Raw genomic sequence first — 24836 nt, 5'->3', positions numbered from 1 at the left:
CTAACTAATCTTATCCTTTCCTTGAACTTCCGTCAATAACAAAAAATACCCTGTAAACGGTACACAGATTTTTTGTGTACCACTTACAGGGCAGTGTTTATCCCATAATAACTACAGGTTAAAGGCCTTCCAAAGGCGCTTAAAATAATCGGCAAATTTAGCTTCCCTGACTGACTCGGCAGTTAATATGGGAACTTCTCCAATCCGTTTCCCTCCAAGGGTATAAATAAGGTTCCCGGCCTTCTGTCCCTCTTCTAACGGAGCAGAAATGGAAGGTGCCAGCTCCAGCGTCTTTTCAATGGCTGAGAAATCTTCTCCCTTAAGGCTCAAGTAAGAAAAGGAACCGCCATATTTCAACGGAACCTGATCCGTTACTCCGTTATCAACCACCATATCAGGAAGAGGAAGCATCTCCTTATCCTCATACAGCTTGCAGTTGGCATATCCATAGTTTAAAAGAGTCTGGGCATCGGCAAACCTGACTTTGTAATCCGGAGCTGCCATGATTGAGGCAATGAGGCGCACTCCCTCCTTCTCTGCAGTTGCAGAAAGACAATACTTTGCCACTGATGTGGAACCGGTCTTTAAACCGGTCACAGTGAAATTCGTAGCCATCTTTAATAGCTTATTGGTATTTGAAAGACCGAATTCCTTTGTTCCCTGCTTTGTCACATGGGTGATATTCTCCATCCAGATCGTAGAATAGTTATGAATCTGAGGATATTTGGTGATTAATTCTCTGGACATAATCGCAATATCCCTGGCCGTTGTCACATGGGTGGCAGAATCGGTAAGTCCGCAGCAATCTTCAAAATGAGTGTTTGTCATCCCAAGTCCTGCCGCACGCTCATTCATCATCTTAATAAATTCGTCTTCCGTTCCTGCTATGTATTCCGCCATGGCTACCGAAGCGTCATTCCCCGATGCGATAACAATGCATTTAATCAGGGTTTCCACCGTCTGAATTTCCCCTTCTTCCAGGAAAACCTGGGAGCCTCCCATGGACTTTGCGTGGGCGCTTGTAACAACCTCATCCGTCAGCTTGATTTTACCAGAATCCAGCGCGTCAAAAATAAGTATCAAAGTCATAATTTTCGTAATGCTCGCCGGGCTCCTTTTTTCATCCGCGTTCTTTTCAAAAATAATCTGTCCAGTTGACGCTTCCATCAGAACGGCGCTGGGGGACTGCAAAGCCGGACCGCCCTCCGCATTCACCCGTTTTGCCTCTTCTGCCTGGATAATCATGTCCGAGGCTACCGTCACATCCGGCTCTTGCCCTGCCGCCGGAAAGCATAAACAGAAAAACAGCAGAAGACAGCTTAAAACAAATGCCGTAACTCTCTTCATATGATACACGATCCCCTAAAATTCCTTTGTACCATTGTATGGGACTGCTTCCCTTACATATGCCATTTTTTCCAAAAATAATTGCCATCTTTTCGTTTCATCTTCCGGTAAAGTATGCTATACTTGTACCGGGTATGTTTAAAATCTATTAATACTGCCCCAATACTACAGAATTAAGAGGTTGTACTATGAACAGACATGACTTTCGTGGACGAAATTCTGGAGGAGGCCGGAACCATACATTACAGGTTATCCTGATCGTTCTTCTTGGAATTTTAATCGTTGCCGTTTTGACTTTGTGCGGAGTTGCGATAAGCAAAAGGTTGAAATACAGGGCATTGCCTGCCGATACTTCCGTTGCAGAACATCCTTCCGATGAAGGAGCTCCGGATCCTTCCGCCGAAGAGGCCACAAGCGGACAAGCCAGTGAAGAAGAAAAATTAAAGTCCCTGCTTTCCCAGGCAGATACCCTTTCTATTGAATACGATTACGATGGGGCAATCAGTCTTCTCCAGTCTGACCCCGAGTTCAGCGCAAAGGAAGAAGTGACCTCTGCCATTGCAGGTTATAATACCGCCAAGGAAGCCCTGGTGCGGTTCAATCCCCAGGATGTGACCCATGTTTTTTTCCATTCTCTTATCATCGACACTTCAAAAGCCTTTGATGGAGATTCCAAGCAGGGGGGCTACAACCAGATGATGACGACCAAATCGGAATTCCTTAAGATGATGCAGTCTATGTATGACAAGGGATATGTTCTTGTGAAGATCCATGATCTTGCATATGAGGCGAAGGATGAGAACGGAAATCCTAAATTTGTATACGGAGATATCATGCTTCCTCCAGGCAAGAAAGCCTTTGTCCTGTCTCAGGATGATGTGTGCTATTACGAATATATGCAAGGCGACGGCTTTGCCACCCGCATGATCATCGGAGAGGATGGATATCCCACCTGCGAGATGACTATGGCTGACGGCAGCGTTTCTGTGGGCGATTATGATCTGGTGCCGATCCTTGAAGGCTTCATACAAACCCATCCAGGCTTTTCCTACAAAGGAGCGCGTGGAATTCTGGCCTTTACCGGCTACAACGGGATCCTGGGATACCGGACAGATGAATCCTACAAGGATACCAATCCCAATTATGAAGCAGACCGGGAGCAGGCTGCAAAGGTAGCTCAGGCGTTAAAGGATCACGGCTGGGAGCTGTCCTCCCACAGCTGGGGCCACCGGAACATGGGACAGATTTCCATGAACCATTTTAAGGCAGACAGCGATAAATGGAAACGTAACGTTGAGTCCTTAACCGGACCCACAGATATTATCCTCTTCCCCTTTGGAAGTGATATCGGTAGCTGGACCCCTTATACTAATGACAATGAACGTTTTACATATTTAAAGTCTCTTGGCTTCCGTTATTTCTGTAACGTAGACGCCAGCAAGCCAACCTGGATGCAGATGGGTACCGACTACTTCCGTCAGGCCAGAAGAAACCTTGACGGATACCGGATGTTTTATTACCCCGATAGTTTAACGGATCTGTTTAATGTTCCTGATGTTTTTGACCCGGCTAGACCGACACCGGTTCCGCCAATGTAAACAGTCCTTGAAAAAAGCCGTAGACGTTTAAAGTTCTACGGCTTTTTTCTGCCTTATGCCGATTATCCATGAAGAAAAATAATTGTAAAGGCAGCATGCCTGTGTTATATTAAAAACTGGAAACAGAGAACGACAACTTTTATTTATGCGGAAGACTGCAGTAATCGGATCACGTACACAACAGGAATCATGCGCAGGAAGGTTTTTATGAAAAGGTCAATGATGCAGGCATATGTTACAAGAAGTGATGAAGCTGTGGCTCTTTATCAAAAGGCTTTTGATGCTGCTCTTATCAGCAGTTATCCAAATAGCGACGGAACATATTATCATGCCGAGCTTGACATTCAGGGAGAAATACTGGCTGTTGCAGAAAGAAACTCAGAAGCGCCATGCCAATTCAGTCCTCTGATGACAGATTTTATTGACAAATACGGCATCAGGTGGTGTTTATTTGTTTAAATGTCTCATTGCACGTATAAAAAGGCTGCCCTGCTAATTTTCTTTCAGCAGGGCGGCCTTCTTTCAGTCCAGATTATATCATGGGAAACAATTGTTGATATTCCCGGTTGCTTTCCTAAAACTGTACAAATCCCTTAATTGGCTGAGCCGGAACCACAGACTCCGCATATAATACGGGGCCCTCTCCATCATAATCTCTCCAGAACTCATATGCAATCTTTGCTTTGACGCGGACCCATTGTTTCGTTTCCAGTTCTCTGGCTTCCCTTGCCTTGGTGACAAATCCTAAAAAGGTCATATCATCCTCGCAGCAGGTCATTGCCATACGTCCTGGTACAAAATAATTTTTCGGGAAATCTGGAGTTTTCAAGACCATAGCGGTAAATTCCACAGTCTTTCCTTCATAACGGTCCCGTCTTTCCATACAATCAAGATACCAGATCCCATAGGCTTCCGGTGAAATACTCACCACGTCTGCCCCCATATCATAAGGCAGATCTTCCTCCGGGATCTCATTGACCTCTCCCTCAGAATCTTCAAATACGATCTCTCCCTTGGGGCACATGGCCTTTAGAGTCCGCCGGTAGCCGGATAAATCTTCGATTCCGTCGCAGCGGTTGCAAATGACCATCTCTGAATTACGGACCATGGAATACAGCAAAGGTTTCATATTGGCAGAATACAATTCAAATGTGGACATATCGATCAGGGTGATCTGCTGATAGATTCTCCAATCATCGGGAAGCTTTAGCTCATCCAGATTCCACATTCCATTCCACTCGATCAAAACCCGTTCCGGATTATAAAGCAGTTCCAGCTCCAAAAGCCTTTCAGGGTTCAGTTCTTCTATGCTTTCTATAAACACGCCTGCTGTCCTGGTGCGCTTTAACAGGGCCTGGTCATATTCAGTTTCACCGTCTTCACAAACAATCAGCAGCGTCTTCTCGTCAGATTGAAAATAATCCTGCTCCATGGTGAACTGAAGGAACTGGGTTTTTCCAGCTTCCAAAAATCCATTTATGAGGAATACCGGCATAAAGTCGTCTTCCATTTCATCTGTGTTGCTCATGGTTCCCTCTTTCCTGCCCTTGTTCTCTGGGCATATAGGTATCCCTGTAAGGGGTTCCCTCCGTTCTGCTATCTTAAAAAGGATTTCTTAAGTTCCTCTTCCTTTAAATTCGCTCCGATCACGCATACCTTACCGGTATATTCCGGCGCTCCGTTTCGGATCTCGTATTGCTCCGGCACCAGATCAAAGTAAAGCCATGTACCTTTTTCCTCACCTGGAATCATTCCTTTGGCACGAAGTACATCTCCATAACTATCTCCGTAAGCCAGTTCATCAAGAATCTTGTCCAGCTCTTCTTTGCTCATAGGTGCTACATTTTCAAGGCCCCAGCTGTTGAATACTTCATCTGCATGATGGTCATGATCATGGCCGCAGCCGCAATCCTCACCATGCTCATGGTGGTGGTCATGATGATGACCTCCGCAACCGCATTCTGACTCCTCATGGTCATGATGGTGGCCTCCGCAGCCGCATTCTGACTCCTCATGGTCATGATGGTGGCCTCCGCAGCCGCATTCTGACTCCTCATGGTCATGATGGTGGCCTCCGCAGCCGCATTCTGACTCCCCGTGGTCATGATGGTGGCCTCCGCAGCCGCATTCTGACTCCTCATGGTCATGATGATGGCCTCCGCAGCCGCATTCTGACTCCTCATGGTCATGATGGTGGCCTCCGCAGCCGCATTCTGACTCCTCATGATGATGACGGTGCTCTTTCACCTCTTTCAACAAATCCTCTGCCATGGTATCCGGTTTTTCTATAATTTCAAGAAGCTGTTTTCCGCTCAATTCATCACAGGAAGTCGTCACTACAGACGCCTTTGGATTCAGCTCCCGGATGATCTGGAGTGCCTGATCCACTTTGTCGGCAGGAGCAATATCGGTACGGCTTAATACGATAGTTCCTGCATTTTCGATCTGGTTATTGAAAAACTCTCCGAAATTTTTTCTATACATCCTGCATTTCTGTGCATCCACGATGGTGACCGCACTGTTTAAGATTACCTCCACCTCAGAAGCAACGTCAATAACCGCTTTCATCACATCAGATAATTTTCCAACGCCTGACGGCTCAATAATCACACGGTCCGGATGGTACTTTGTCAGCACCTCCTCAAGGGATTTACCAAAATCACCTACCAGAGAGCAGCAGATACAGCCGGAATTCATCTCCCGGATCTCAACCCCCGCATCCTTTAAAAATCCTCCGTCAATACCGATCTCACCAAATTCATTTTCAATCAGGACAACCTGCTCTCCGGCTATGGCTTCCTGCAGCAGCTTCTTAATAAAAGTTGTTTTTCCAGCTCCAAGGAAACCGGATATAATATCAATTTTTGTCATATCTAAACGTACCTCTTTTCTTTCCAGGGTTATGCATGAAATTACATTTATTTATTGTGTCACAAACCTTTGGCAAAGTCAAGCAGAGGGCCATGGGTTTTTCCTGCAGATATTGTTAAAAAATTATCAGTTTTGAGGAAATTCTTCAAAAAACCTTGTAATTCGATCATTTTATGGTAGAATACATGACAACTGCTTTGACAATGGTCAAATGTGTGCACCAAACTATTTAAAGGAGATTTTTAATATGGAAAAATGCGGCGTAAAAGAGTTCCTGAAAAGGAAAAACGTCACAATTACTGTCCAGACCTATCTCATTGATGCATTAGGTGCTATGGCATTTGGCCTTTTTGCGTCTCTTTTGATCGGAACCATATTCGGTACTCTGGGCCAGCAATTTAATCTCACTATTTTCAACGTGATCGCGGATTACGCGAAAAGCGCTACCGGCGCGGCCCTTGGAGTTGCCATCGCCTATGCCCTCCACGCCCCTGCTTTAGTCCTTTTTTCCGCAGCAACCGTTGGAATAGCCGGCAATGCTCTTGGCGGGCCTGTGGGCGCTCTCGCTGCAACGGTGGTTGCCACGGAACTGGGAAAGATCGTTTCAAAGGAAACGAGGCTGGACATTCTGGTCACCCCCGGAGTGACCATCATCTCCGGAGTTCTCATTGCACAATCCGTGGGACCGGGCGTAGCTGGCTTTATGAACTGGTTTGGCATTCTTGTGAAAACATCTACTGAATTACAGCCATTTTTTATGGGAATCCTGGTATCCGCCCTGATCGGCATCGCCCTCACCCTGCCCATCAGCAGCGCTGCCATCTGTATCGCCTTATCTCTTGACGGCCTGGCAGGGGGAGCTGCCACAGCCGGCTGTTGTGCGCAGATGATCGGCTTTGCCGTCCTTTCCTTCCGGGAAAACGGGGTAGGCGGCCTTATGGCTCAGGGCCTTGGCACCAGCATGCTGCAAATGGGAAACATTGTGCAGAATCCAAAGGTCTGGATCGCCCCCACCCTTGCTTCTATGATAACCGGCCCCATCGCCACCATGGTATTCCAGCTAAAAAACATTCCGGCGGGCTCCGGCATGGGCACCTGCGGGCTGGTAGGTCCCATCGGTATCTATACGGCAATGAAAGGCGGGACCTTTATGTGGCTTGGAATCCTCATGGTCTGCTTCCTCCTGCCTGCCGTTCTCACCCTTTTGTTCGGTGAAATACTTAGAAAAATCGGCTGGATTAAATTTGGAGACCTAACACTTGATTTAAAATAATGAAAAAACAGAAAGGAGGATGCCGCATATAATCAGGCTTCCTCCTTCTGCTTTTTACTCTTTCTCATTCCTTCTGTTCATCATCTGCATTTCCAAAGGCGCAATGACCGCAGCCTCCGCTGCAATGGCTGCAGCCCCCACTGCAATGTCCACAGCCGCCTTTTCCCTTATTTTTTATGAATTGTCTGACTGAAATACACACCAGCACCAATAGGACAAGGGCCACTAAAACCGTCGAACCATTTGAAGCTAACCATGCAGGCATAACAGACCTCCTATTGCTTCTCTACTTTAGTTCCTTTAGTATATGCTCAATATGCTCTCTTTTGCCAATCACCATCAAATGCTCCTGAGCCTGGATCACATAGTCCGCCGGCGGCATGAGCTGGGCCCTGCCCTCCCGCTTAATTCCCAGGACACTGATGTGATACCTGTTTCTGATATCCGCTTCCCTTATGGATTTATGCACCCATTCCGGAAGAGGAGGAATCTCGTAGATCGAGTACTCCGGGGTCAGCTCAATATAATCAAACACATGATCCGTGCTGTAACGGACAGCCAGCTTTTCTGCAATGTCCCGGTCTGGATAAATAACTTCATCCGCTCCGTTTCTCAGCAGGAATTTGGCATGAATATCACGGTTTGCCTTACTGATCACTCTTCTGCCTCCCAGTTCCTTGACCAGACTGGTGATCTCAAGACTGCTCTGGAAATTCGTTCCGATGCATACAAAACACAGATCGAAATTAGCGATTCCCAAGCTTTTTAATACCGTTTCATTGGTACAGTCACCAATCTTAGCACTGGTTACATATGGAAGTAAGTCTTCCAGGCACTCTTCCTTCTGATCCACGATCATAACATCATTTCCGAGCCTCGCCAAATTAAGACACAGATGATGGCCAAACCGGCCAAGTCCAATAATTAATACTGATTTCATGATTTTACTCCCTTTCCTTTAACCCACATTGATGGTTTCTGCTACTTGTTCCACATGAGCCTTGCGATGACTTTGAGCAAATGCCAGGGCAAAGGACAAGCTTCCGATCCTACCGCTGTACATGAGGATAATAATGATCACCTTTGATACAGAGTAAAGATCCCTTGTGATACCTGTGGTCATACCTACCGTTCCGATGGCTGATGCCGTTTCAAACAGTATGTCCGAAAATCCCAAAGGCTGAATTGCCATAATTGCCAGGGAAGCAGAAAGAGCCAAAAACAGGTTGATGGTCAAAATAGCGCCTGCGCGCTTGATGACACTCTCTTCCAGACGCCTTCCAAAAATATTGACCCCATAGGTCTGCTTGATGTTGGAATGTACACACATAAGAAGGACAAAGATTGTAGTCGTCTTAATTCCTCCAGCTGTTGATCCTGGGCTTCCTCCGATAAACATGAGGATTATGGTAAGGAGCTTACTCCCGTCGGTCAATGATGCTGTATCAGTGGTATTAAAACCGGCTGTTCTGGCTGTTACGGAACTGAACATGGAGGTTAAAATCTGTCCGCTTGCATTCATCCCCACCAAAAGATTGTTCCGTTCCAGCAGATAGAAAAGGAATCCTCCTCCAAAAACCAGAACTGTTGTACTCACCAAAACCATTTTGGTATGCAGCATATATTTTTTAAAGTTAAGCTTATTCTTATAGATATCTTCCCATACGATAAAACCGATGCCGCCTATGATGATTAAAGACATGATGACCAGATTCACCAGCCAGTCATCGTAATAGGAAACTAAGGAATTAAAGGGCTTCTGATTTCCCATTAAATCAAATCCTGCATTGCAGAAGGCTGATATGGCATGGAAAATGCCATAAAACGTTCCCCTCCAGAACCCGTATTCAGGAACAAAACGGAGGGCAAGAAGAACAGCTCCTGTTCCTTCAATGAGAAAGGTTCCTTTTATAATCCCTTTGGCCAGCCTTACAACTCCGCCGATCTGCAACGTATTAACGCTTTCCTGCAAAAGCCCTCTCTCTTTTAAGCCTATCTTCCGCCTGAGCACGATGGAGATAAACACGCCCACCGTAACAAACCCAAGGCCCCCGATCTGTATCATTGTAATTATCACCATCTGTCCAAACAAAGACCACTGGGTCCAGGTATCCCTGACGATCAGCCCCGTCACGCAGGAAGCGCTGGTCGCAGTAAACAGACAGCTTAAAAAATCTTCAGACTGACCATCCCTGCTGGAAATCGGAAGCATCAAAAGCAGCGCTCCTGTTAAGATCAGACAAAAAAATCCATAAGCAATAAACTGTGTCTGGCTCACGTGCCGTCTGACACGCTTTAATCTTTTTTCTTCCACGTTCATTTCACTGTCATTCCTCTTTTCCTGCGGTACCTTGTCCCGCTTTTTTATCGGCCCGGCTCATTCTCACTCCATAGTCTGCAGCTGAGAAAACCAGAAATGCCGCTAGATTCACCATCACCACGCTGGCTCCCGCCGGGGTAGAATAACGGTACGATGCCATCATGCCGATCACAAAACAAACGACTGATAATATTCCGGAAGATATCACCACTCCACGGAAGCTTTTAAACACCCGCATAGAGGTAAGGGAAGGGAAAATGATGAGGCTGGAGATCAGCATGGCACCCATCATCCTCATACCCAGAACGATGGTGACAGCGGTCAGTACCGCAATCAAAACATTGTACCAGGATACATTCACTCCCGTTGCCCTTGCAAAGCTTTCGTCAAAGGTCACCGCAAAAATTTTGTTATAGCAAATCAGAAACAGCCCCAGCACAAAAAAGGATAAAATCACACTTAAGCGGACATCCTCCTTGCTCATAGCCAGTATGCTTCCAAACATATAGCTGCTTACATCCGTAGTCATTCCGGTCGTCATAGAGGTGACGATAATGCCCGCCGCCAGTGCGACGGCGGATATCATGGCAATGGCAGCGTCACTTTTCATCTTTCCGTTCGACCTGATGCGCAGCAGGAAAAAAGCAGCAATCACCACCACCGGAACCGATATCTTTAACGGGGACCAGCCAAAAGCCACTGCAAAGGACAAGGCTCCAAAGGAGACATGAGACAGTCCGTCACCAATCATGGAATACCGTTTTAATACCAGGCTGACGCCTAAAAGAGAAGCACATAAAGAAACCAGGATTCCTCCTGCCAAGGCCCGTACCAAAAACGGATAGGACAGCATTTCACTCATCATTCCCATCTTCACGCACCTCCTGTATAAATATATCCGGCATTGCTTTTTAAATAGTCCTTTGTCGTCCCGTAGAACAGGACCTCCCGTTTCAAATGAAGGATCTTATCCGCCTCTTTTACAACATTGGCGACATCATGGGATACCATCAGAATGGCAACCCCTTCCTCACGGTTCAATCTGCGGATGATTTCATAGAATTCCGCAATGGCAGAGGGATCCAGACCTGTAATAGGTTCATCCATGATCAGAAGCTTATCCGTAGCACAAAGAGCTCTTGCAATCAGGGTTCTCTGCTGCTGGCCTCCTGATAATTCACGGTAGCATTTACCGGCAATGCCCATAATTCCTAACCGCTCCATGTTTTTAACTGCAAGCTTTTTTTCCTTTCCGGAATAAAAGGGCAGGCTCCCTCTGCGGCTTAAACAGCCGGATATGACCACCTCACGGACCGTTGCCGGAAAATCCCTTTGAGCCGCAGTCTGCTGAGGCAGATAGCCGATCCCGCTCTTTTTCAATTCATCGGACACGGATATGACGCCGTCTGTTGGCTTTAACAGCCCTAAAAGTCCCTTCATCAAAGTGCTTTTTCCGGAGCCGTTCTCTCCCACGATGCAGACATACTCCCCCGGATTAACGTCCATAGTCACATCCACTACAGCATCCTGGTTCTCATATCCAAAATCCACATGACTGCATTGTATTAATGGGTTCATTCATCCAATCCTCTTTTTAAATTAATCACATTCTGCGCCATAAGGTCAAGATAGGTGACACCGCTGTCAAACTCTCTTCTTGAAACATTGTGGCAGGAATGAAGCAAAAGGGGTTCTGCCCCTGTCTCCTCTGCAATGATCTCAGACACCCGGTGACTGGAAAGCTCCAGGTAATAAATCACCGGAATCTGTTCCAAACGCATTTTGTCAATGAGATATGCAATGGTTCTGGCGCTTGGTTCCGTATCCGTGCTGCAGCCGGAAAACGCTGCCCGATAAGACAGTCCGTATTCATCCGCCAGATAACGGAACGGAAATTTATCTCCTACAACGATCATATCCCGCTTTTTATTTTCTGCCACCTTACGGAATTCATCGTCAAGTTTTTTAAGCTTTTCAAGGTATGACTTTGCTCTCTCCTCATAATAACTCCGGTTCTCCGGATCTTTTTCAGAAAGGGTATCCCGGATCGACTCCACCAGAATCATGGCATTCACAGGAGAGGTCCAAATATGCTCATCATATTCTATATCGCCGTCATGGCCGTCATCGTCATCGTGGTGTTCTTCCTCTTCCATCCCTTCCACCAGTTCTTCCTGTACTGCATTCACCTGATCCATTCCCGTAACAACCGTCATGGAACCGGAATCAACCGCATTGAGAACCTGGGAAAGCCAGTGTTCTAAGGCTCCGCCGTTGCATATTAAAACATCTGCCTCCCGGATGACCTGCACATCTGCGGGAGTTGGCTCAAAGGAGTGGCTGTCCATTCCTGCCGGAACCACCATGGTCAGTTCCACCTTATCACCGGCCACCTGTCTTGTAAAGTCATAATATGGAAACAGGGTCGTCACAACCTTGAGCTTAGATTCTCCCGTATATGAGAGCCTTTCATTTCTGCTGCAGCCCAATAATGCTACGGCTGCACAAGGAATGGCAAGGCATAAAAACAGGAGTTTTTTTAAGCTTTTTATATTCATTTTCATTCTCCTATCTGATTCCATCTGCATAGTATAGCACATTTTATTCAGAAGGAAAAGGACAGTTTTTTATTAAAACAGGAAAAGGCCTGTAAAAGGCATAAGAAGAAAAATCTCCTCCTGTCTCTACAGGCCAAACACCTATTATTTCTTGTTTTTTATCCGGAGCTCGATCTGTCTGCTAATCTCTTTTACCGTCTCTGAGGGTTCATAGTTTTCTTCATCAAACAGGAACTGATGAAGCCTTTTTACGTTTGATTCCAGGGTCACAGGGACAACACAGTCTCTTTTACCGATCATAACATCCTTAAGCTTTGATGGAAATCCCTCCGTTTCAGTCATGTGAAACCTTTTTATATTTTTCATTAGAGGGAGCAGATCCTTCATTCCAACGCTGGTGGATATCTGGGGAAGCACGGCAGCTGCTACCTTGCTTAAGGTTGCCGCATCCGCTTCCCTGGCCTTTTTAAGCGCTAAGTCAACCACCTCTCTCTGACGTTCCGTCCGCTTAAAATCCGTATCCATCTTCCTGAGCCTAGCATAGGCAACTGCCTGGACCCCATCTAAATGGTTAGGGCCTTCCTCTTTTAAGTGATAGGAGCCTACGCCTGTTGACTCCACAGTTTCCGTAATAAAGCCGTTGATCACCCGGAATTCCTCATGGCTGATATCCACATCGATCCCTCCCAGAAGATTGATGGCATCAGCAACGGCCTTCCAGCTAAATGATGCGTAATCGTCAATGGTCAGATCCAGATTATCCTTTAGAGCCTCTATGGCCTGTTTCGGTCCTCCCTTAAAATAAGCCTCATTGATCTTATCATAGCGTTCCTTCTCATCTATCCGTAAATAGGTGTCCCGGTAGATTGAAACAATTCGTATTTCTCCTGTTCCAAGATCTACATTAAGGATCATCTGCATATCCGACCGGGTCCCTTTATCCAGGGTCCCTTCCCTGGAATCCACGCCAAACACCACTACCGTCCAGTAGCCCTCCATCTTTTCCTGGGTCTCTATGCTTATATTCGTATTTTGAAGCTGAGGCATCTGCAGCTTGGGAACTTTGGGCATATGCATGATGTTCCAGGCATATCCAAGCATTGTCCCAATTAAGGCGGCCCAGACAGCCGCTATCATAATCAAACCCCATTTTAAGTGTTTCGTCATGGTTCCTCCCATATTGTCAAATAAAAAGAAGAGATACTCATTCATATCTCTCCTTAATTTCCCTTTATTTTGAAATTTTATTCAAAAACATATTTGATCTCATTGGGATGATTTATAATGTACCTGGGATGAAATGCTTCCAGTTCCGCCCGTTCACGAAACCCCCAGGTTACGGCTGCCGTATCCATTCCAGCATTGATACCTGTCCTCATATCGGTATTGGTGTCTCCAAAATAAAGGCATTCCGAAGGCTTTGCACCAAAATACTCTGCTGTCATGAAGGCTCCTGACGGATCAGGCTTGCATTTGACCCCATTTCCCTCCCCGGTAATCAAATCAAAAAAACCTTTGCCGTAAACGGCTTCCACGCATTCAACGGCCCGTTCATGGCCTTTGTTGGTCAGAACCCCGATCTTGATTCCTTTATCCTTAAGAAATGTCAGAAACTCTGTCATTCCTTCGTATGGCTCCACCTTGTAAAGGCAGTTTTTCTCAAAGGTCTCCTCATAAAATGCAAGGGCTTCCTCATAATGGGCCAGCTTATCATCTCCCGAATAAATAAGGGCCCGTTCCACCAGCTTTTTAAATCCATCCCCTACAAACTTTTTGGTGTGAACCTCATCGATCGATCCATAGCCAAAATGCTCCATGGTCAGGCTTATACTGTAAGCCAGGGAATGAATGGTGTTGATAATGGTTCCGTCCAGATCAAATATACAGCATTGGTACATATTGTTCTCCTTCCTGTTCTCTTTAGGGCGATTCTATCCTGCTTCTCTAAATTATAGAACATAATCATCTAAAAATCCACCCCAACCAGATCTTCACTGCTAAGCATAAAGCGCCCCAGCCGTTATGCCGGGACGCTTTAAACAACTTACTCTGTTTCCAGATTCTTCTTTAATGCCGCCATTACGAGACAGCCTGCAACAGAGCCTATGACAATGGCTAACAGGTATCCAAAGGGATTTCCAATGGTTGGAAGGACGAATATCCCACCATGAGGTGCCCGAAGGGTACAGCCAAGAGCCATGGAAAGGCCGCCTGCTACTGCAGAACCGACGATACAGGAAGGAATTACACGGATGGGATCAGCGGCCGCAAAGGGAATGGCTCCCTCAGAAATAAAGGATAATCCCATAATATAGTTGACCACGCCAGACTGACGCTCCTTCTCCGTGAATTTCTTTTTAAAAAATGTGGTGCAGAGAGCAACGGCAATTGGCGGAACCATACCGCCAGCCATAACAGCCGCCATAATATCAAAATTGCCTTCTGCCAGCTGAGCCGTACCAAACACATAAGCAGCCTTATTCACAGGACCTCCCATATCTACGGACATCATGCCTCCTACGACAACCCCAAGGATGATCTTGCTGGTGCCGCCCATACCATTTAAAAGGCCCGTAAGTCCATCATTAATAGCACCTACAAAGGGATTGATAAAGGTTGTTACCACGGCCACAAGGAAAATGCCGATTAAAGGATATAAAAGAACAGGTTTGATTCCTTCCAGGGACTTTGGAAGCTTGCCAAACGCTTTTTTAAGCATGATTACAATGTATCCGCCGATGAAACCGGCTAACAAGGCTCCAAGGAAGCCTGAGTTTACACTTCCTCCAGCCGGGTTTGCAAACGTAGCACCCATTTTAGCAATAAGCCCGCCGACAAATCCCACTGCCAGACCGGGGCGGTCTGCAATGCTCATGGCAATATATCCTGCCAGAACCGGAAGCATCATTCCAAAGGCCTGTTCCCCAATGGTTTTTAAATAAGCAGCCAGAGGTGTGTTCTTTCCAAAATTAGAAGGATCAATGGAATAATCATCAAACAGGAACGCCAGGGCGATCAAAATACCTCCGCCGATCACGAAAGGAAGCATGTGGGAAACGCCGTTCATCAAATGTTTATAGATGGAGCGGCCGACATTCTCCTGGTCTCCGCTTTCTGATGAGGCAGCAGAACCGGAATGATGGTAAACAGGAGTTTCCGGGCTGACTGCCCGTTTGACCAGCTCTTCTCCCTTTTGAATACCTTCTGTTACAGTGGCCACGACCACCCGCTTTCCGTCAAAGCGGGCCATATCCACCTTCTTATCCGCTGCTATGATGATTCCATCTGCTGCGGCAATCTCAGCCTTTGTCAGGGCATTGCCTACTCCTTCTGCTCCGTTGGTTTCCGCCTTAAGGGGAATCCCAAGCTTCTTCCCCTGCTGCTCTAAATTCTCTGCGGCCATAAAGGTATGGGCAATTCCAGTGGGACATGCTGTCACTGCCAAAACCTGATATCCGCTGGGAACCTTTTCAGCCGGTTCCTCTTTTACTTCCTTCTTCTGATACCGTTCTGACTCTTTATCGTCAATGAGCTGTAAAAATTCTTCCTTTGATTGAGCCTTTGTTAAATCGCTCTTAAAATCCGGATCCATAAGAAGAGTGGAAAGCCTGGATAGCGCCTCTAAGTGAACATCCGCCTCTCCCTCAGGTGCTGCGATCATGAAAATCAAATGAGCAAGAGAACCGTCAAAAGCCTCATAATCCACACCTTCCGGCACTACGATCGCAGAAAGGCCCGGTTCCTTTACCGCTGCCACCTTTGCATGGGGAATGGCGATTCCGTCACCAACCGCCGTACTTCCCAGGGCTTCCCTTGCCATAATCCCTTCCTTATATCCAGCCTTATCCTTAAGCCTTCCTCCAGCTTCCATTAAGCCAACAAGCCTGTCAATGGCTTTTTCCTTGCTGGTAACCTTTACTCCCAGTTCAATGCTTTCCTTTTTTAACAAATCTGAAATTTTCATCAAAACCCCTCCTTTGATAATTCCTCATACAATCTCATAATATCTTCTCTGCCTGCAAGCCCCTCTGAAAAGGCACTGGCACTTCCCGCTGCGCTTCCCAGACGCAGGGCATGCTGAAAGCTGCCGTTTTCTAAGTAACCTGCAATAAATCCAGCCACCATGGAATCTCCTGCTCCCACGGAGTTCTTCACCGTTCCCTTAGGCACTCCCATCCGGAACACATCCTCTTCTTCCGTAATCAGGATCGCTCCGTCTCCTGCCATGGAAATCAGTACATTTCTGGCACCTTTTTCCTGAAGACGTCTTCCGTAAGCAATGATCTCTTCCGGGCCATGGAGGGTAACGCCAAACATTTCCCCCAGCTCATGATTATTGGGCTTAATAAGGAATGGATGATAAGGAAGTACATTAATAAGCAGATCCTTTGTAGCATCCACCACGATACGGACTCCCCTTCCGTCTAAAGACTCCATGATCCGCTCATAGATGTCATCGGCAATGGATTTAGGAATGCTGCCAGACAAAACCAGCACATCCCCTGCAGTCAGACGGTCCAGCTTTTCATAAAGCTTTTTTACGTCTTCTCCGGTGATCTCAGGGCCCATGCCGTTAATTTCTGTTTCTTCCCGGGATTTAAGCTTCACATTGATTCTGGACAACCCCTTTTCAACGCGGATAAAATCCGACCGAAATCCCAGTCCTTTCACTCCCCGTTCAATTTCATCTCCGGTAAACCCTGCCACAAAGCCCAGTGCGGTATTTTCATACCCCAAAGTCGATAAAACCGCAGATACATTGAGTCCTTTTCCCCCATAATAGATGCTTTCCTGCTCCGTTCTATTGACTTCTCCCAGTGCAAAGTGATCTACCCTTACGACATAATCCAATGCCGGATTAAATGTTACGGTGTAAATCATATGTCACCTCTCCTTTTATATATAAAATTTTATTTCTTCCCTCTTTTACAATATACTACGATTGATTTATTTCGTCAATATGTTTCTTCAAGAAATATTTTTTCTTGTATTTTTTCAGGAACTTGCACAATTTTTCTATGAGGTCTGTAAGAAAAAAGCCGTCCTTTTATACCAATTCACTTATTAATATTCCAGAATGTTTATCTCATAATATCTGCAATTTCAGCATTGTTTATTATAGAAATTACTCTTTATAAAAGCTATCGAATAAAAAACAGGTTTGCACAGTCATCCTGACTTTGTGCAAACCTGTAGTTTCATGTGCTTTTATTTAATCCTAAATCTTGCAATCTGTTCTTTCAGCATCTGAGCCTGTGCTGATAATTCCTGACTGGTCGCTGCGCTTTCCTCAGCGATAGCTGCATTGTTCTGAACTACATTTGAAATCTGATCAATGCCTGCGGTAACTTCTTCTAAAGAAGAGGACTGCACTTTTGATTTCTCAGAAATTTCAGCGATATCCGAAATAATTTCTTTGGCGCCTGCCACAACCTTTCCAAGTGAAGTCGCTGTAATCTCAGCAAATTTACCACCTTCTTCTACGGAATGAAGGGAACTTTCAATTAATCCGGTCGTATTCTTTGCTGCCTCTGCACTCTTTGATGCAAGATTTCTCACCTCATCTGCAACAACTGCAAATCCTTTTCCTGCTTCTCCGGCTCTGGCTGCTTCAACAGCCGCATTAAGAGCCAGTATATTAGTCTGGAATGCAATATCTTCTATCGTCTTTATAATAATTCCAATCTGGCTTGAAGTTACAGTGATATCATTCATGGCTTTTAGAAGTTCTTTCATCTGTTTATTGCTATTTTCCAGTTCTGTTCCTACAGCCTCAGCCTTTTCATTCGCATTATTCGCGTACATTGCGCTTTCCTTAACCTGATTGGTAATTTCCATGATTTTTGCGGAAAGTTCTTCTACTGAGCTTGCCTGTTCGATTGCCCCCTGACTCAATGACTGAGAACTGTCAGAAAACTGTCCGGCACCGGATGCCACCTGTTCAGCAGCTACCCTCATTTCGTTGAACGTACTATTTAGAGAATTTAATATACGGCTTAAGTCAATCTTTATTTTATTAAAATCTCCCATAAAGTCCCTGTCAATTGAAATAACCAGATTGCCAGAAGCTACATGTTCAAGTACCTCTGATATTTCATTGATATAACCGCCCAAGACTTCCGAAGTTTCCGTAAATATCTTAGCTAACAATCCTAATTCATCATTTTTATAATTCATGTTCTCATTGCCGTGGGAAAGATCACCGTTTCTCATCTTTTCTGCCAGACCCATGACTGAATCCACTGGAGCAAGACCTTTCTTCAGCGCCATAACACTGACCAAGATCAGTATGATTAAACCAGTCATACCAATGCCCGCTAGTGCGAAGGTCATCTTTGTTACTGAGTTCATTGCCTCGCTTTCATTCACTACAAAAGCACTCGACCAGTTCACATCAGTCCCATCTACATGAAGTGCTTTATGAATAGCCAATGCAGATTTTCCCTGAGAAAAAGAATTCTTAATTTTATCTGTTACCGAATTTCCGCTTGCTACTGCTTTCCGAATCGCCTCATAATCTGAAACAGACTGAGGAATGCTGCCAACAATTCCTTTGTCTATTGTGTGAGCCAGACAGGTCCCAGTGTTTGTTACAATATAACTATAGGAAGTTTTATATCCTCCGTCTGCATAATCCAGCCCTGCAATACTTGACATGTCGATGTCGCAATTTGCAACCCCTAAAAATTCACCGTTTTTATTTACAATAGGGCTGCTCAATGTGATCAGCCAGACTTTTTCACCTGTAGAAAGCTGGTACTCGTACGGTTCTGTTACATGAACAGATAAATTGTTCTTTGCAGGTAAATAGTAATCTTCATTTCCATATGTACCAAAATCATTCAAAACATCAAGACCGACACCAGAGCCGTCACGGAATGCATAATAAGAAAGTCCGTTGGGTGTATTCGGCATATATTTGTTTGGTTCAAACGCATAATATGCGGAAAATATCTTGTTATTATTTAATACCCCCTGTAAAGAATCTTTCAGCATTTTGTCTGCTTCATCCTTGCTAAGTACCTGATATCTCTGCACCTCTAAGGATAACGCCTGGGAAAATACAAGCATACTGTCTAAATACGACTGCACTTCTTTTGCATTTTCATCTGCAATATAGTTCAGCTCCTTCTCCGTCATTCTGGTAACGGTAGTACCTGCTAACAAACTTAAACAGGAGCACATTGCTACAATGACAATTAAGATTATAATAGCCATTGTAATTGGAATCTTTACTGAAAGTCTGTTTTTCCATAGTAATTTTCCTTCTTTCATCTTAACATCTCCTTTAAATTTTTTTCTCAGGTAATTGTAAAATCTTCTGCATATATTCTCTCTTTATCCCTTCCTTTTCCAGCTTCTTGTGTATTATATCGACATAAATGAGTATATTTATAAGATTTTCAGTTTCATCTTTTCTTGAAATATAATATCCTATTTATAATTCATAGATGTTCTTTGCTATCTTGTATATACTGGCGAAAACACATAATAAGGCTATAGCCGATGATTGGCTATAGCCTTAAATGTGTGTTGATAGCTGTAATGGGAAGTTATATCTCCATTGCGTCCTTCATGGCTTTTACATATCTTTCAGTGATGATCTCAGGCCTGGTTATGGAGGTACCTACAACTACTGCGTGGGCACCAGCGTTCATGGCTTCCACGGCTTCCTCTTCGCGTATGATCTTCCCTTCCGCGATAATCGGTATATCAGTAATCTTATGTATCTGGCGGATTAATTCTAAGTTCACGCTATTCACTTCCTGGCTTTCCTCAGTGTATCCTGAAAGTGTGGTGGATATAATGTCAAAGCCATGAGGAATAATTGCTTTTGCCTCATCCAGTGTGGAAATCTCACCCATCACCAGTACATTCGGATATTCCGCACGAATTTTCTTCAAAATTCCCTCCGCAGTTTCCCCTCCAGGCCTTTTCCTTGGAGTAGCATCCAGGGCAATGATCTCGATTCCCACCTCCAGAATCTCCCTGGCGCTTTCATAAGTAGGGGTGATGTACACATTATAATTATCCAAGAATTGTTTGTTGATACCGATAATCGGAAGATCAACCCGCTCTTTGATTTTTCTAATGTTGTCCACACCTGTGGCACGGATTCCGGCAGCACCGCCCTGCTTGGCCGCAGCCGCGAAAGCAGCCATAATCTCAGGCCCGTACATGGGCCAGCCGACCCTCGCCTGACAGGATACAATCAATTTGTGTTTTAATTGTTTCAATGTATTTTTACTTGACTGGTTCATTTAGAAGAGTCCAACCACCTTTCCTGCAATTCCTAATACAAAGCTTGCAATAATGCAGATGTACATTCCTTTTTTACGTTTTATCAAAATCCAATAATAGGCCAGCACCAGAAGCAGCGGCAACAGGCTTGGCATCAGGGAGTTGATGATATCCTGCAGAATGATCTCTTTCCCGCCGATAACCCAAACGCAGCCAATCTTCACATTCACAAAGCCCACGATCATGGCTCCTACCACCATCATTCCTACAATGGTAGCTCCCTCCACAAATTTATCAATGATATCGCTGCTTTTCATTTTCACTACCAGGTTTGTCCCCAGTTCATAGCCGTACTTGATGAACAGCCATCTGGAACACACATTGAGAAGCACATTGGGAATGAGGAACAGGAACGGACCCGCCACATTTCCATCCAAGGCAAGGGCAGCGCCGATTGCCGCAAAAATAGTCATAAATGTAGCTTTAAACACAGAATCTCCAATGCTGGATAACGGCCCCATGAGAGCAGCTTTGGTAGAGGAAATGGCTTCGGCAGAAATCAATTTGCCCACCGCCCGCTGCTCCTCCAGTGCAAGGGATACGCCCAGAACCGCGTTGCCGGTGTATGGATGGCAGTTGAAAAACTCATTGTGCCGCTGCATGGCTTCCTGTAAATCCGCCTGTTTCGGGTATAAAACTTTCAGCGCCGGGATCATGGCATAGCAGAAACCCAGGGAACAATACCGTTCATAATTGATGGTAGTCATGAAGAAGAAAGAACGCCAGAATACCTTTTTCAACTCCTTCCTGCCCAGCATGCCCTCGGCGGTGCCAGAATCCGCCTCCTCATCTCCAAAGCCGTCATCGTCGTCTATTTCCTTATTCCGCATGGTATATATTGCAAATACCAACGCAAGGGCAATGATGGAGATGGCCAGCACGTTTAATCCCAGGTAGATGGAGAACACAAACCCCAGGGCGAAGAAGGACCAGTACTTTTTAAAATTCATCATCTTCAACAGCATCGCCATTCCTACTGCGGGAAGAATTCCGGAAGCAATCTTTAAACCATCCGTCAGCACCGGAGGCATGGCTGCCACCACGCTATTCACAAATTCACTGCCGAACTGGATTGCCAGAAACGTGGGAATAAAGAAAACGAAGAAAAACACTACCAGACCGCACAGATGCATACGGTCCACCATCTTGTGGTCGCCGGTCTGTACGTATTTATCCGCACTGTGTATCAAAACAATGTTTAAATTCCATGCGAACATGATCAGCAGCTGAGCCATCAGGCCGATGGGCAAGGCCAGTGCGATTCCCACCTCCGCATTGCCGCCGTTTAAAATGGCAAACACCGTTGAAAGGATACCTGCGATCTGGGCGTTGGGAGGAACGCTTCCCCCCACAGGAATCACGCCCATGTACATCAGTTCCACGCTTCCGCCAACCAAAAGACCAGTCTTCAAATCCCCCAACAGAAGTCCGATCAGCGGCCCGGCAAAAATCGGCCTGGAGATCATCCAGTAGCCATATCCATAATTCTCTAAAATCAAGACAGCAATAAATACACTTAATAACAGCACCTGAACTGTATTCATAAGAAACACCCTCCTTAGTCTAAAATCACATCAACCTCATCAAATCTTCCTCCGCATCTGTTGGAGTTGTCCTGTTCTCAAGCCTTACTCCCCGGCTGTTCAATTTCCTGAAAATGTCTTCCATCTCCTTGTCCACATAGACCGTCTTGGACAACTGCCTCCTGCCATCCTTGAAGTAAAGCCCGCCCACATTGACTGCCTTTAAATCAATCCCCTTCCCGCAAATGGAAAGCAGCGTGGCCGGATGCTTTACGACCACAAAAATCTTCCTTTTCTCATACTTGTTTAAAAGCTCCACCGCCTTCTCCTCATCACAGATAAAACACTTCACGCCGGCTGGGCAGGCCATCTGAAGCAGGGATATCTGGAATTTATCCTTTGCGATCTCATTGTCAATCACCATGATCGCCTCACTTTTGTAGGCCACAGTCCATGCGTAGGCCACCTGGCCGTGTATCAGACGCTCATCAATTCTAGCTATGGTAATCATAAATCCGCCTCCTTTCTTAACCTCAAACTATCAGACCTGAAAGTAAATGTCAATATTTATACGATAAAGCGAAACTTTATTTCAACTTGTGAAACAAGGAATTACTCAATGCGTGTTTGCTGGATTTTCTGGATGCTCTCATCATAATCCAGCGAACAGTACAGCGCATATAAAATGTCGATAATGTAAAGCTGCGCAGTCCTGGATGCCATGGCTCCGCTTCGAAACACCGTCTCTTTGGCTGTCACAAACAAATTGTGATCCGCAATCCGGTTTAAGGAATTCTCGCTGCTGGAAGTTACCGCCACCACTGGGGTTCCATTCTTTTGAAGAATACCGGCGATCTGGATCATTCTCTTAGTCTCGCCGGAATAGGAAATGATGATTCCCACATGTGTGGCATCGGAATTCACAGCCTGGACATACTGCCGGTCATAAAGCTGGTAGGTATTTACAATTTTCCCAATGCGCATAAACTTGAACTGGCCATCCACCGCCACCATGTTGGAGGCGCCCTCGCCATAGAAATCAATGACCGTAGCTTTCTGCAGCAGCTTCACCACTTCCATAAACTGTTTCTCATTGACCAGCACCCTGGTCTCCTCTATGGTTTTGATGGAAATGTTGGTGATCTTCTCTATAATTGCATGCGGTGTGTCGTTCTTTTCTATGGTGGTAGTGTCCAACAGGTTCAGCTTCATATCCTGAAAATACTTGGTCTCCTCTGCCAGCAGCACCTTCAGCCGCGCAAAGCCTTTAATATCAATCTTTTTACAAAGACGGATCACGGTGGCCGGTGATGTGAAGGATTCTTTTGCCAGATCATACACCGTAAATTCCAGGACTTTTTTCGGATATTTCAGAATGTATTCCCTGACCTGGTTCTCCGCCTCCGGCAGATTTCTGTAGTCTCTTAATTTAATTAAAACACTCATAACGAACCTCCTTGCTAATTCTCTTGTCTGTTTTGCTGTATTTGTTCACATTATGGCACAAAAATTTCAGGAAGTAAAACAAAGTTTCAGAATAAGCTCAAATATTTGATTTTTAATTTCAAAACCTTATAATAAAATTATCAAAACATACGGAGGGGAATTATATGAATTTAATAGCCTTAGAAACAGAGCAAAGAAATCCCAATACACAGTCCATTGATTCCATGTCTACTTTTGAAATGCTCACCGCTATCAACCGTGAGGACGCCGGTGTCGCCATGGCGGTGGAAAAATGCCTGCCGGCCCTCACCCAACTGGTGGATGAAATCTGCAGGCGCCTGTCAGAGGGCGGCCGCCTGTACTATGTAGGCGCAGGTACCTCCGGACGGCTGGGTGTGTTAGATGCCTCCGAGTGTCCACCCACCTACGGCGTTACCCCGGATCTGGTGCAGGGGATCATCGCAGGAGGAGACAGGGCACTGCGTAAATCCAGCGAGGGAGCGGAGGACAACGCGGAGGCCGGAAAGGAGGACTTAATCCGCTGCGGTCTCAAATCACGGGATGTGGTGGTAGGACTGGCTGCCAGCGGCCGGACTCCCTATGTGATCGGTGCGCTGGACTATGCGGATTCCATCGGTGCCTACACAGGCGCTGTCTCCTGCCTGTCTAACGCACGGCTATCCCAGCATGCTAAGACTGCTGTGGAGGTAGTGACAGGCCCTGAGGCAGTGACAGGCTCTACCAGAATGAAGGCGGGAACCGCCCAGAAAATGATCTTAAATATGATCTCAACTTCCGTTATGATCCAAATGGGAAAAGTATACCAGAATCTTATGGTGGACGTGCAGCCAACCAATGAAAAGCTAGTAGTCCGCGCAAAAAATATCATTAAAGAATGTCTTAACTGCGGGGACGAGAAGGCGGATGCACTTCTTGCGGCCTCAGGCCACAGGGTAAAGCTGGCGGTCTTCATGGGGCTTTCCGATCTGGATGCGGACAAAGCCTGGCAATACCTGACTGCCGCCGGGGAAAATCTTTCAGCTGCCATTAACACCTACAACAGCAGGGAGGTGTGCTAAATGACAGCTTTTTTACTTGTATCACATGGTACCTACTCCAAAGCGATGTTAGAAACAGCGGAAATGATCCTGGGTCCCCAGTCCCAGGTAGCCGCAGTGGGGCTTGCCCCTTCCCAAAGCCCAGACGATTTAAAGACTGAAATCCGCAGGTCAATTGAGAGCTTAAGAGGCCCCGATCTGCTGATCCTCACCGATGTCTCCTCCGGAACTCCAGCAAACACCATTATGGCGTTATCCCAGGAATATAGTTTTCGTCATTTGACAGGCATCAATCTTCCACTGCTTATTGAAGCCTTAATCAGCCGCCAGTTCGTACCCATTGGAGATCTGGCTTCCACATTAATGCAGAATGCAGCCTCTACCTTTATAGATGTAGATGAGATGATGTACGGTAAGCAGGAGGCAGACGATTCCTCAATTGGGTTCTGACAGAAGGTACTGAAAAACTAATAGAAACAAAAAGGGGATATCGCCCTGACATGAAATCTCTATGATTTCTTATCATGGCGATATCCCTTTC

General features: G+C 45.7%; 23 protein-coding genes. 5 read left to right on the top strand and 18 right to left on the bottom strand.

From position 1 onward, the window contains the following. Positions 1 to 111: 111 nt before the first annotated feature. Positions 112 to 1347 carry a D-alanyl-D-alanine carboxypeptidase family protein gene (locus H171_RS05080; RefSeq protein ID WP_100304179.1) on the bottom strand — a complete coding sequence of 412 codons (1236 nt, stop codon included), beginning with the start codon at positions 1345 to 1347 and terminating at the stop codon, positions 112 to 114. A gap of 188 nt (positions 1348 to 1535) precedes the next feature. Here H171_RS05080 and H171_RS05075 point away from each other — a divergent pair, with 188 nt between their 5' ends. Together H171_RS05075 and H171_RS05070 are read left to right on the top strand one after the other, a co-directional pair. Further along, positions 1536 to 2945: a polysaccharide deacetylase family protein gene (locus H171_RS05075; protein WP_100304178.1), complete on the top strand. Its 1410-nt coding sequence runs from the start codon at positions 1536 to 1538 to the stop codon at positions 2943 to 2945. 207 nt (positions 2946 to 3152) lie between these two features. Next, on the top strand, positions 3153 to 3404 hold the full coding sequence (locus H171_RS05070; protein ID WP_100304177.1) for a VOC family protein: 252 nt from the start codon (positions 3153 to 3155) through the stop codon (positions 3402 to 3404). 115 nt (positions 3405 to 3519) lie between these two features. Here H171_RS05070 and H171_RS05065 read toward each other — a convergent pair whose 3' ends face one another. Both H171_RS05065 and H171_RS05060 read right to left on the bottom strand, forming a co-directional pair. Next, positions 3520 to 4473: a TIGR03943 family putative permease subunit gene (locus H171_RS05065; protein ID WP_242976865.1), complete on the bottom strand. Its 954-nt coding sequence runs from the start codon at positions 4471 to 4473 to the stop codon at positions 3520 to 3522. 68 nt (positions 4474 to 4541) lie between these two features. Continuing rightward, positions 4542 to 5816: a CobW family GTP-binding protein gene (locus H171_RS05060; RefSeq protein ID WP_100304176.1), complete on the bottom strand. Its 1275-nt coding sequence runs from the start codon at positions 5814 to 5816 to the stop codon at positions 4542 to 4544. Between the two features lie 247 nt (positions 5817 to 6063). Between H171_RS05060 and H171_RS05055 the strand changes: the two genes are divergently transcribed. Then, positions 6064 to 7089: a PTS transporter subunit IIC gene (locus H171_RS05055; protein ID WP_100304175.1), complete on the top strand. Its 1026-nt coding sequence runs from the start codon at positions 6064 to 6066 to the stop codon at positions 7087 to 7089. A gap of 64 nt (positions 7090 to 7153) precedes the next feature. Here H171_RS05055 and H171_RS05050 read toward each other — a convergent pair whose 3' ends face one another. The 15 genes from H171_RS05050 to H171_RS04980 form a co-directional block, all read right to left on the bottom strand. Beyond that, complete coding sequence (locus tag H171_RS05050) at positions 7154 to 7354, bottom strand: FeoB-associated Cys-rich membrane protein (RefSeq protein ID WP_100304174.1); 201 nt, start codon at positions 7352 to 7354, stop codon at positions 7154 to 7156. 21 nt (positions 7355 to 7375) lie between these two features. Continuing rightward, positions 7376 to 8029 (bottom strand): potassium channel family protein, encoded by a 654-nt coding sequence (locus H171_RS05045; RefSeq protein WP_100304173.1) that lies wholly within the window; start codon positions 8027 to 8029, stop codon positions 7376 to 7378. 18 nt (positions 8030 to 8047) lie between these two features. After that, a complete protein-coding gene (locus H171_RS05040) occupies positions 8048 to 9409 on the bottom strand; it encodes a TrkH family potassium uptake protein (RefSeq protein ID WP_100304172.1) in 1362 nt (453 codons plus the stop codon). Positions 9410 to 9416: 7 nt separating this feature from the next. Beyond that, positions 9417 to 10280: a metal ABC transporter permease gene (locus H171_RS05035; RefSeq protein WP_100304171.1), complete on the bottom strand. Its 864-nt coding sequence runs from the start codon at positions 10278 to 10280 to the stop codon at positions 9417 to 9419. A 2-nt stretch (positions 10281 to 10282) separates the two neighbouring features. Continuing rightward, on the bottom strand, positions 10283 to 10987 hold the full coding sequence (locus tag H171_RS05030; RefSeq protein ID WP_100304170.1) for a metal ABC transporter ATP-binding protein: 705 nt from the start codon (positions 10985 to 10987) through the stop codon (positions 10283 to 10285). After that, positions 10984 to 11973 carry a metal ABC transporter substrate-binding protein gene (locus H171_RS05025; RefSeq protein WP_207655175.1) on the bottom strand — a complete coding sequence of 330 codons (990 nt, stop codon included), beginning with the start codon at positions 11971 to 11973 and terminating at the stop codon, positions 10984 to 10986. The genes H171_RS05030 and H171_RS05025 overlap by 4 nt, the downstream gene beginning before the upstream one ends. Before the next feature lie 138 nt (positions 11974 to 12111). After that, the gene (locus H171_RS05020) at positions 12112 to 13179 is read right to left on the bottom strand and encodes an LCP family protein (protein ID WP_242976863.1); all 1068 of its coding nucleotides are present in this window, start codon (positions 13177 to 13179) and stop codon (positions 12112 to 12114) included. Between the two features lie 32 nt (positions 13180 to 13211). After that, positions 13212 to 13865, bottom strand: a complete 654-nt coding sequence (locus tag H171_RS05015) for an HAD family hydrolase (RefSeq protein WP_100304168.1) — start codon at positions 13863 to 13865, stop codon at positions 13212 to 13214. Positions 13866 to 14011: 146 nt separating this feature from the next. Beyond that, positions 14012 to 15931 (bottom strand): PTS fructose transporter subunit IIABC, encoded by a 1920-nt coding sequence (locus tag H171_RS05010; RefSeq protein ID WP_100304167.1) that lies wholly within the window; start codon positions 15929 to 15931, stop codon positions 14012 to 14014. Beyond that, positions 15931 to 16848, bottom strand: coding sequence for a 1-phosphofructokinase (gene pfkB / locus H171_RS05005; RefSeq protein WP_100304166.1), 918 nt, complete (start codon positions 16846 to 16848; stop codon positions 15931 to 15933). The genes H171_RS05010 and pfkB overlap by 1 nt, the downstream gene beginning before the upstream one ends. 327 nt (positions 16849 to 17175) lie before the next feature. Then, positions 17176 to 19242, bottom strand: a complete 2067-nt coding sequence (locus tag H171_RS05000; RefSeq protein ID WP_100304165.1) for a methyl-accepting chemotaxis protein — start codon at positions 19240 to 19242, stop codon at positions 17176 to 17178. A 278-nt stretch (positions 19243 to 19520) separates the two neighbouring features. Next, entirely contained in the window at positions 19521 to 20228 is a 708-nt protein-coding gene (locus H171_RS04995) for an N-acetylmannosamine-6-phosphate 2-epimerase (RefSeq protein WP_100304164.1), read from the bottom strand. After that, a complete protein-coding gene (locus H171_RS04990) occupies positions 20229 to 21812 on the bottom strand; it encodes a PTS system mannose/fructose/sorbose family transporter subunit IID (RefSeq protein ID WP_100304163.1) in 1584 nt (527 codons plus the stop codon). A 25-nt stretch (positions 21813 to 21837) separates the two neighbouring features. Beyond that, the gene (locus H171_RS04985; RefSeq protein WP_100304162.1) at positions 21838 to 22302 is read right to left on the bottom strand and encodes a PTS system mannose/fructose/N-acetylgalactosamine-transporter subunit IIB; all 465 of its coding nucleotides are present in this window, start codon (positions 22300 to 22302) and stop codon (positions 21838 to 21840) included. Between the two features lie 101 nt (positions 22303 to 22403). Further along, positions 22404 to 23237 (bottom strand): MurR/RpiR family transcriptional regulator, encoded by an 834-nt coding sequence (locus H171_RS04980; RefSeq protein ID WP_100304161.1) that lies wholly within the window; start codon positions 23235 to 23237, stop codon positions 22404 to 22406. Between the two features lie 164 nt (positions 23238 to 23401). Here H171_RS04980 and murQ point away from each other — a divergent pair, with 164 nt between their 5' ends. Beyond that, the gene (gene murQ / locus H171_RS04975) at positions 23402 to 24316 is read left to right on the top strand and encodes an N-acetylmuramic acid 6-phosphate etherase (protein ID WP_100304160.1); all 915 of its coding nucleotides are present in this window, start codon (positions 23402 to 23404) and stop codon (positions 24314 to 24316) included. Then, on the top strand, positions 24317 to 24745 hold the full coding sequence (locus H171_RS04970; protein ID WP_100304159.1) for a PTS sugar transporter subunit IIA: 429 nt from the start codon (positions 24317 to 24319) through the stop codon (positions 24743 to 24745). The last annotated feature ends 91 nt before the right edge of the window (positions 24746 to 24836 follow it).

Source organism: [Clostridium] celerecrescens 18A (assembly GCF_002797975.1).
Classification (GTDB): Bacteria; Bacillota; Clostridia; order Lachnospirales; family Lachnospiraceae; genus Lacrimispora; species Lacrimispora celerecrescens.
This window is presented reverse-complemented; position numbering and strand designations above follow the sequence as displayed.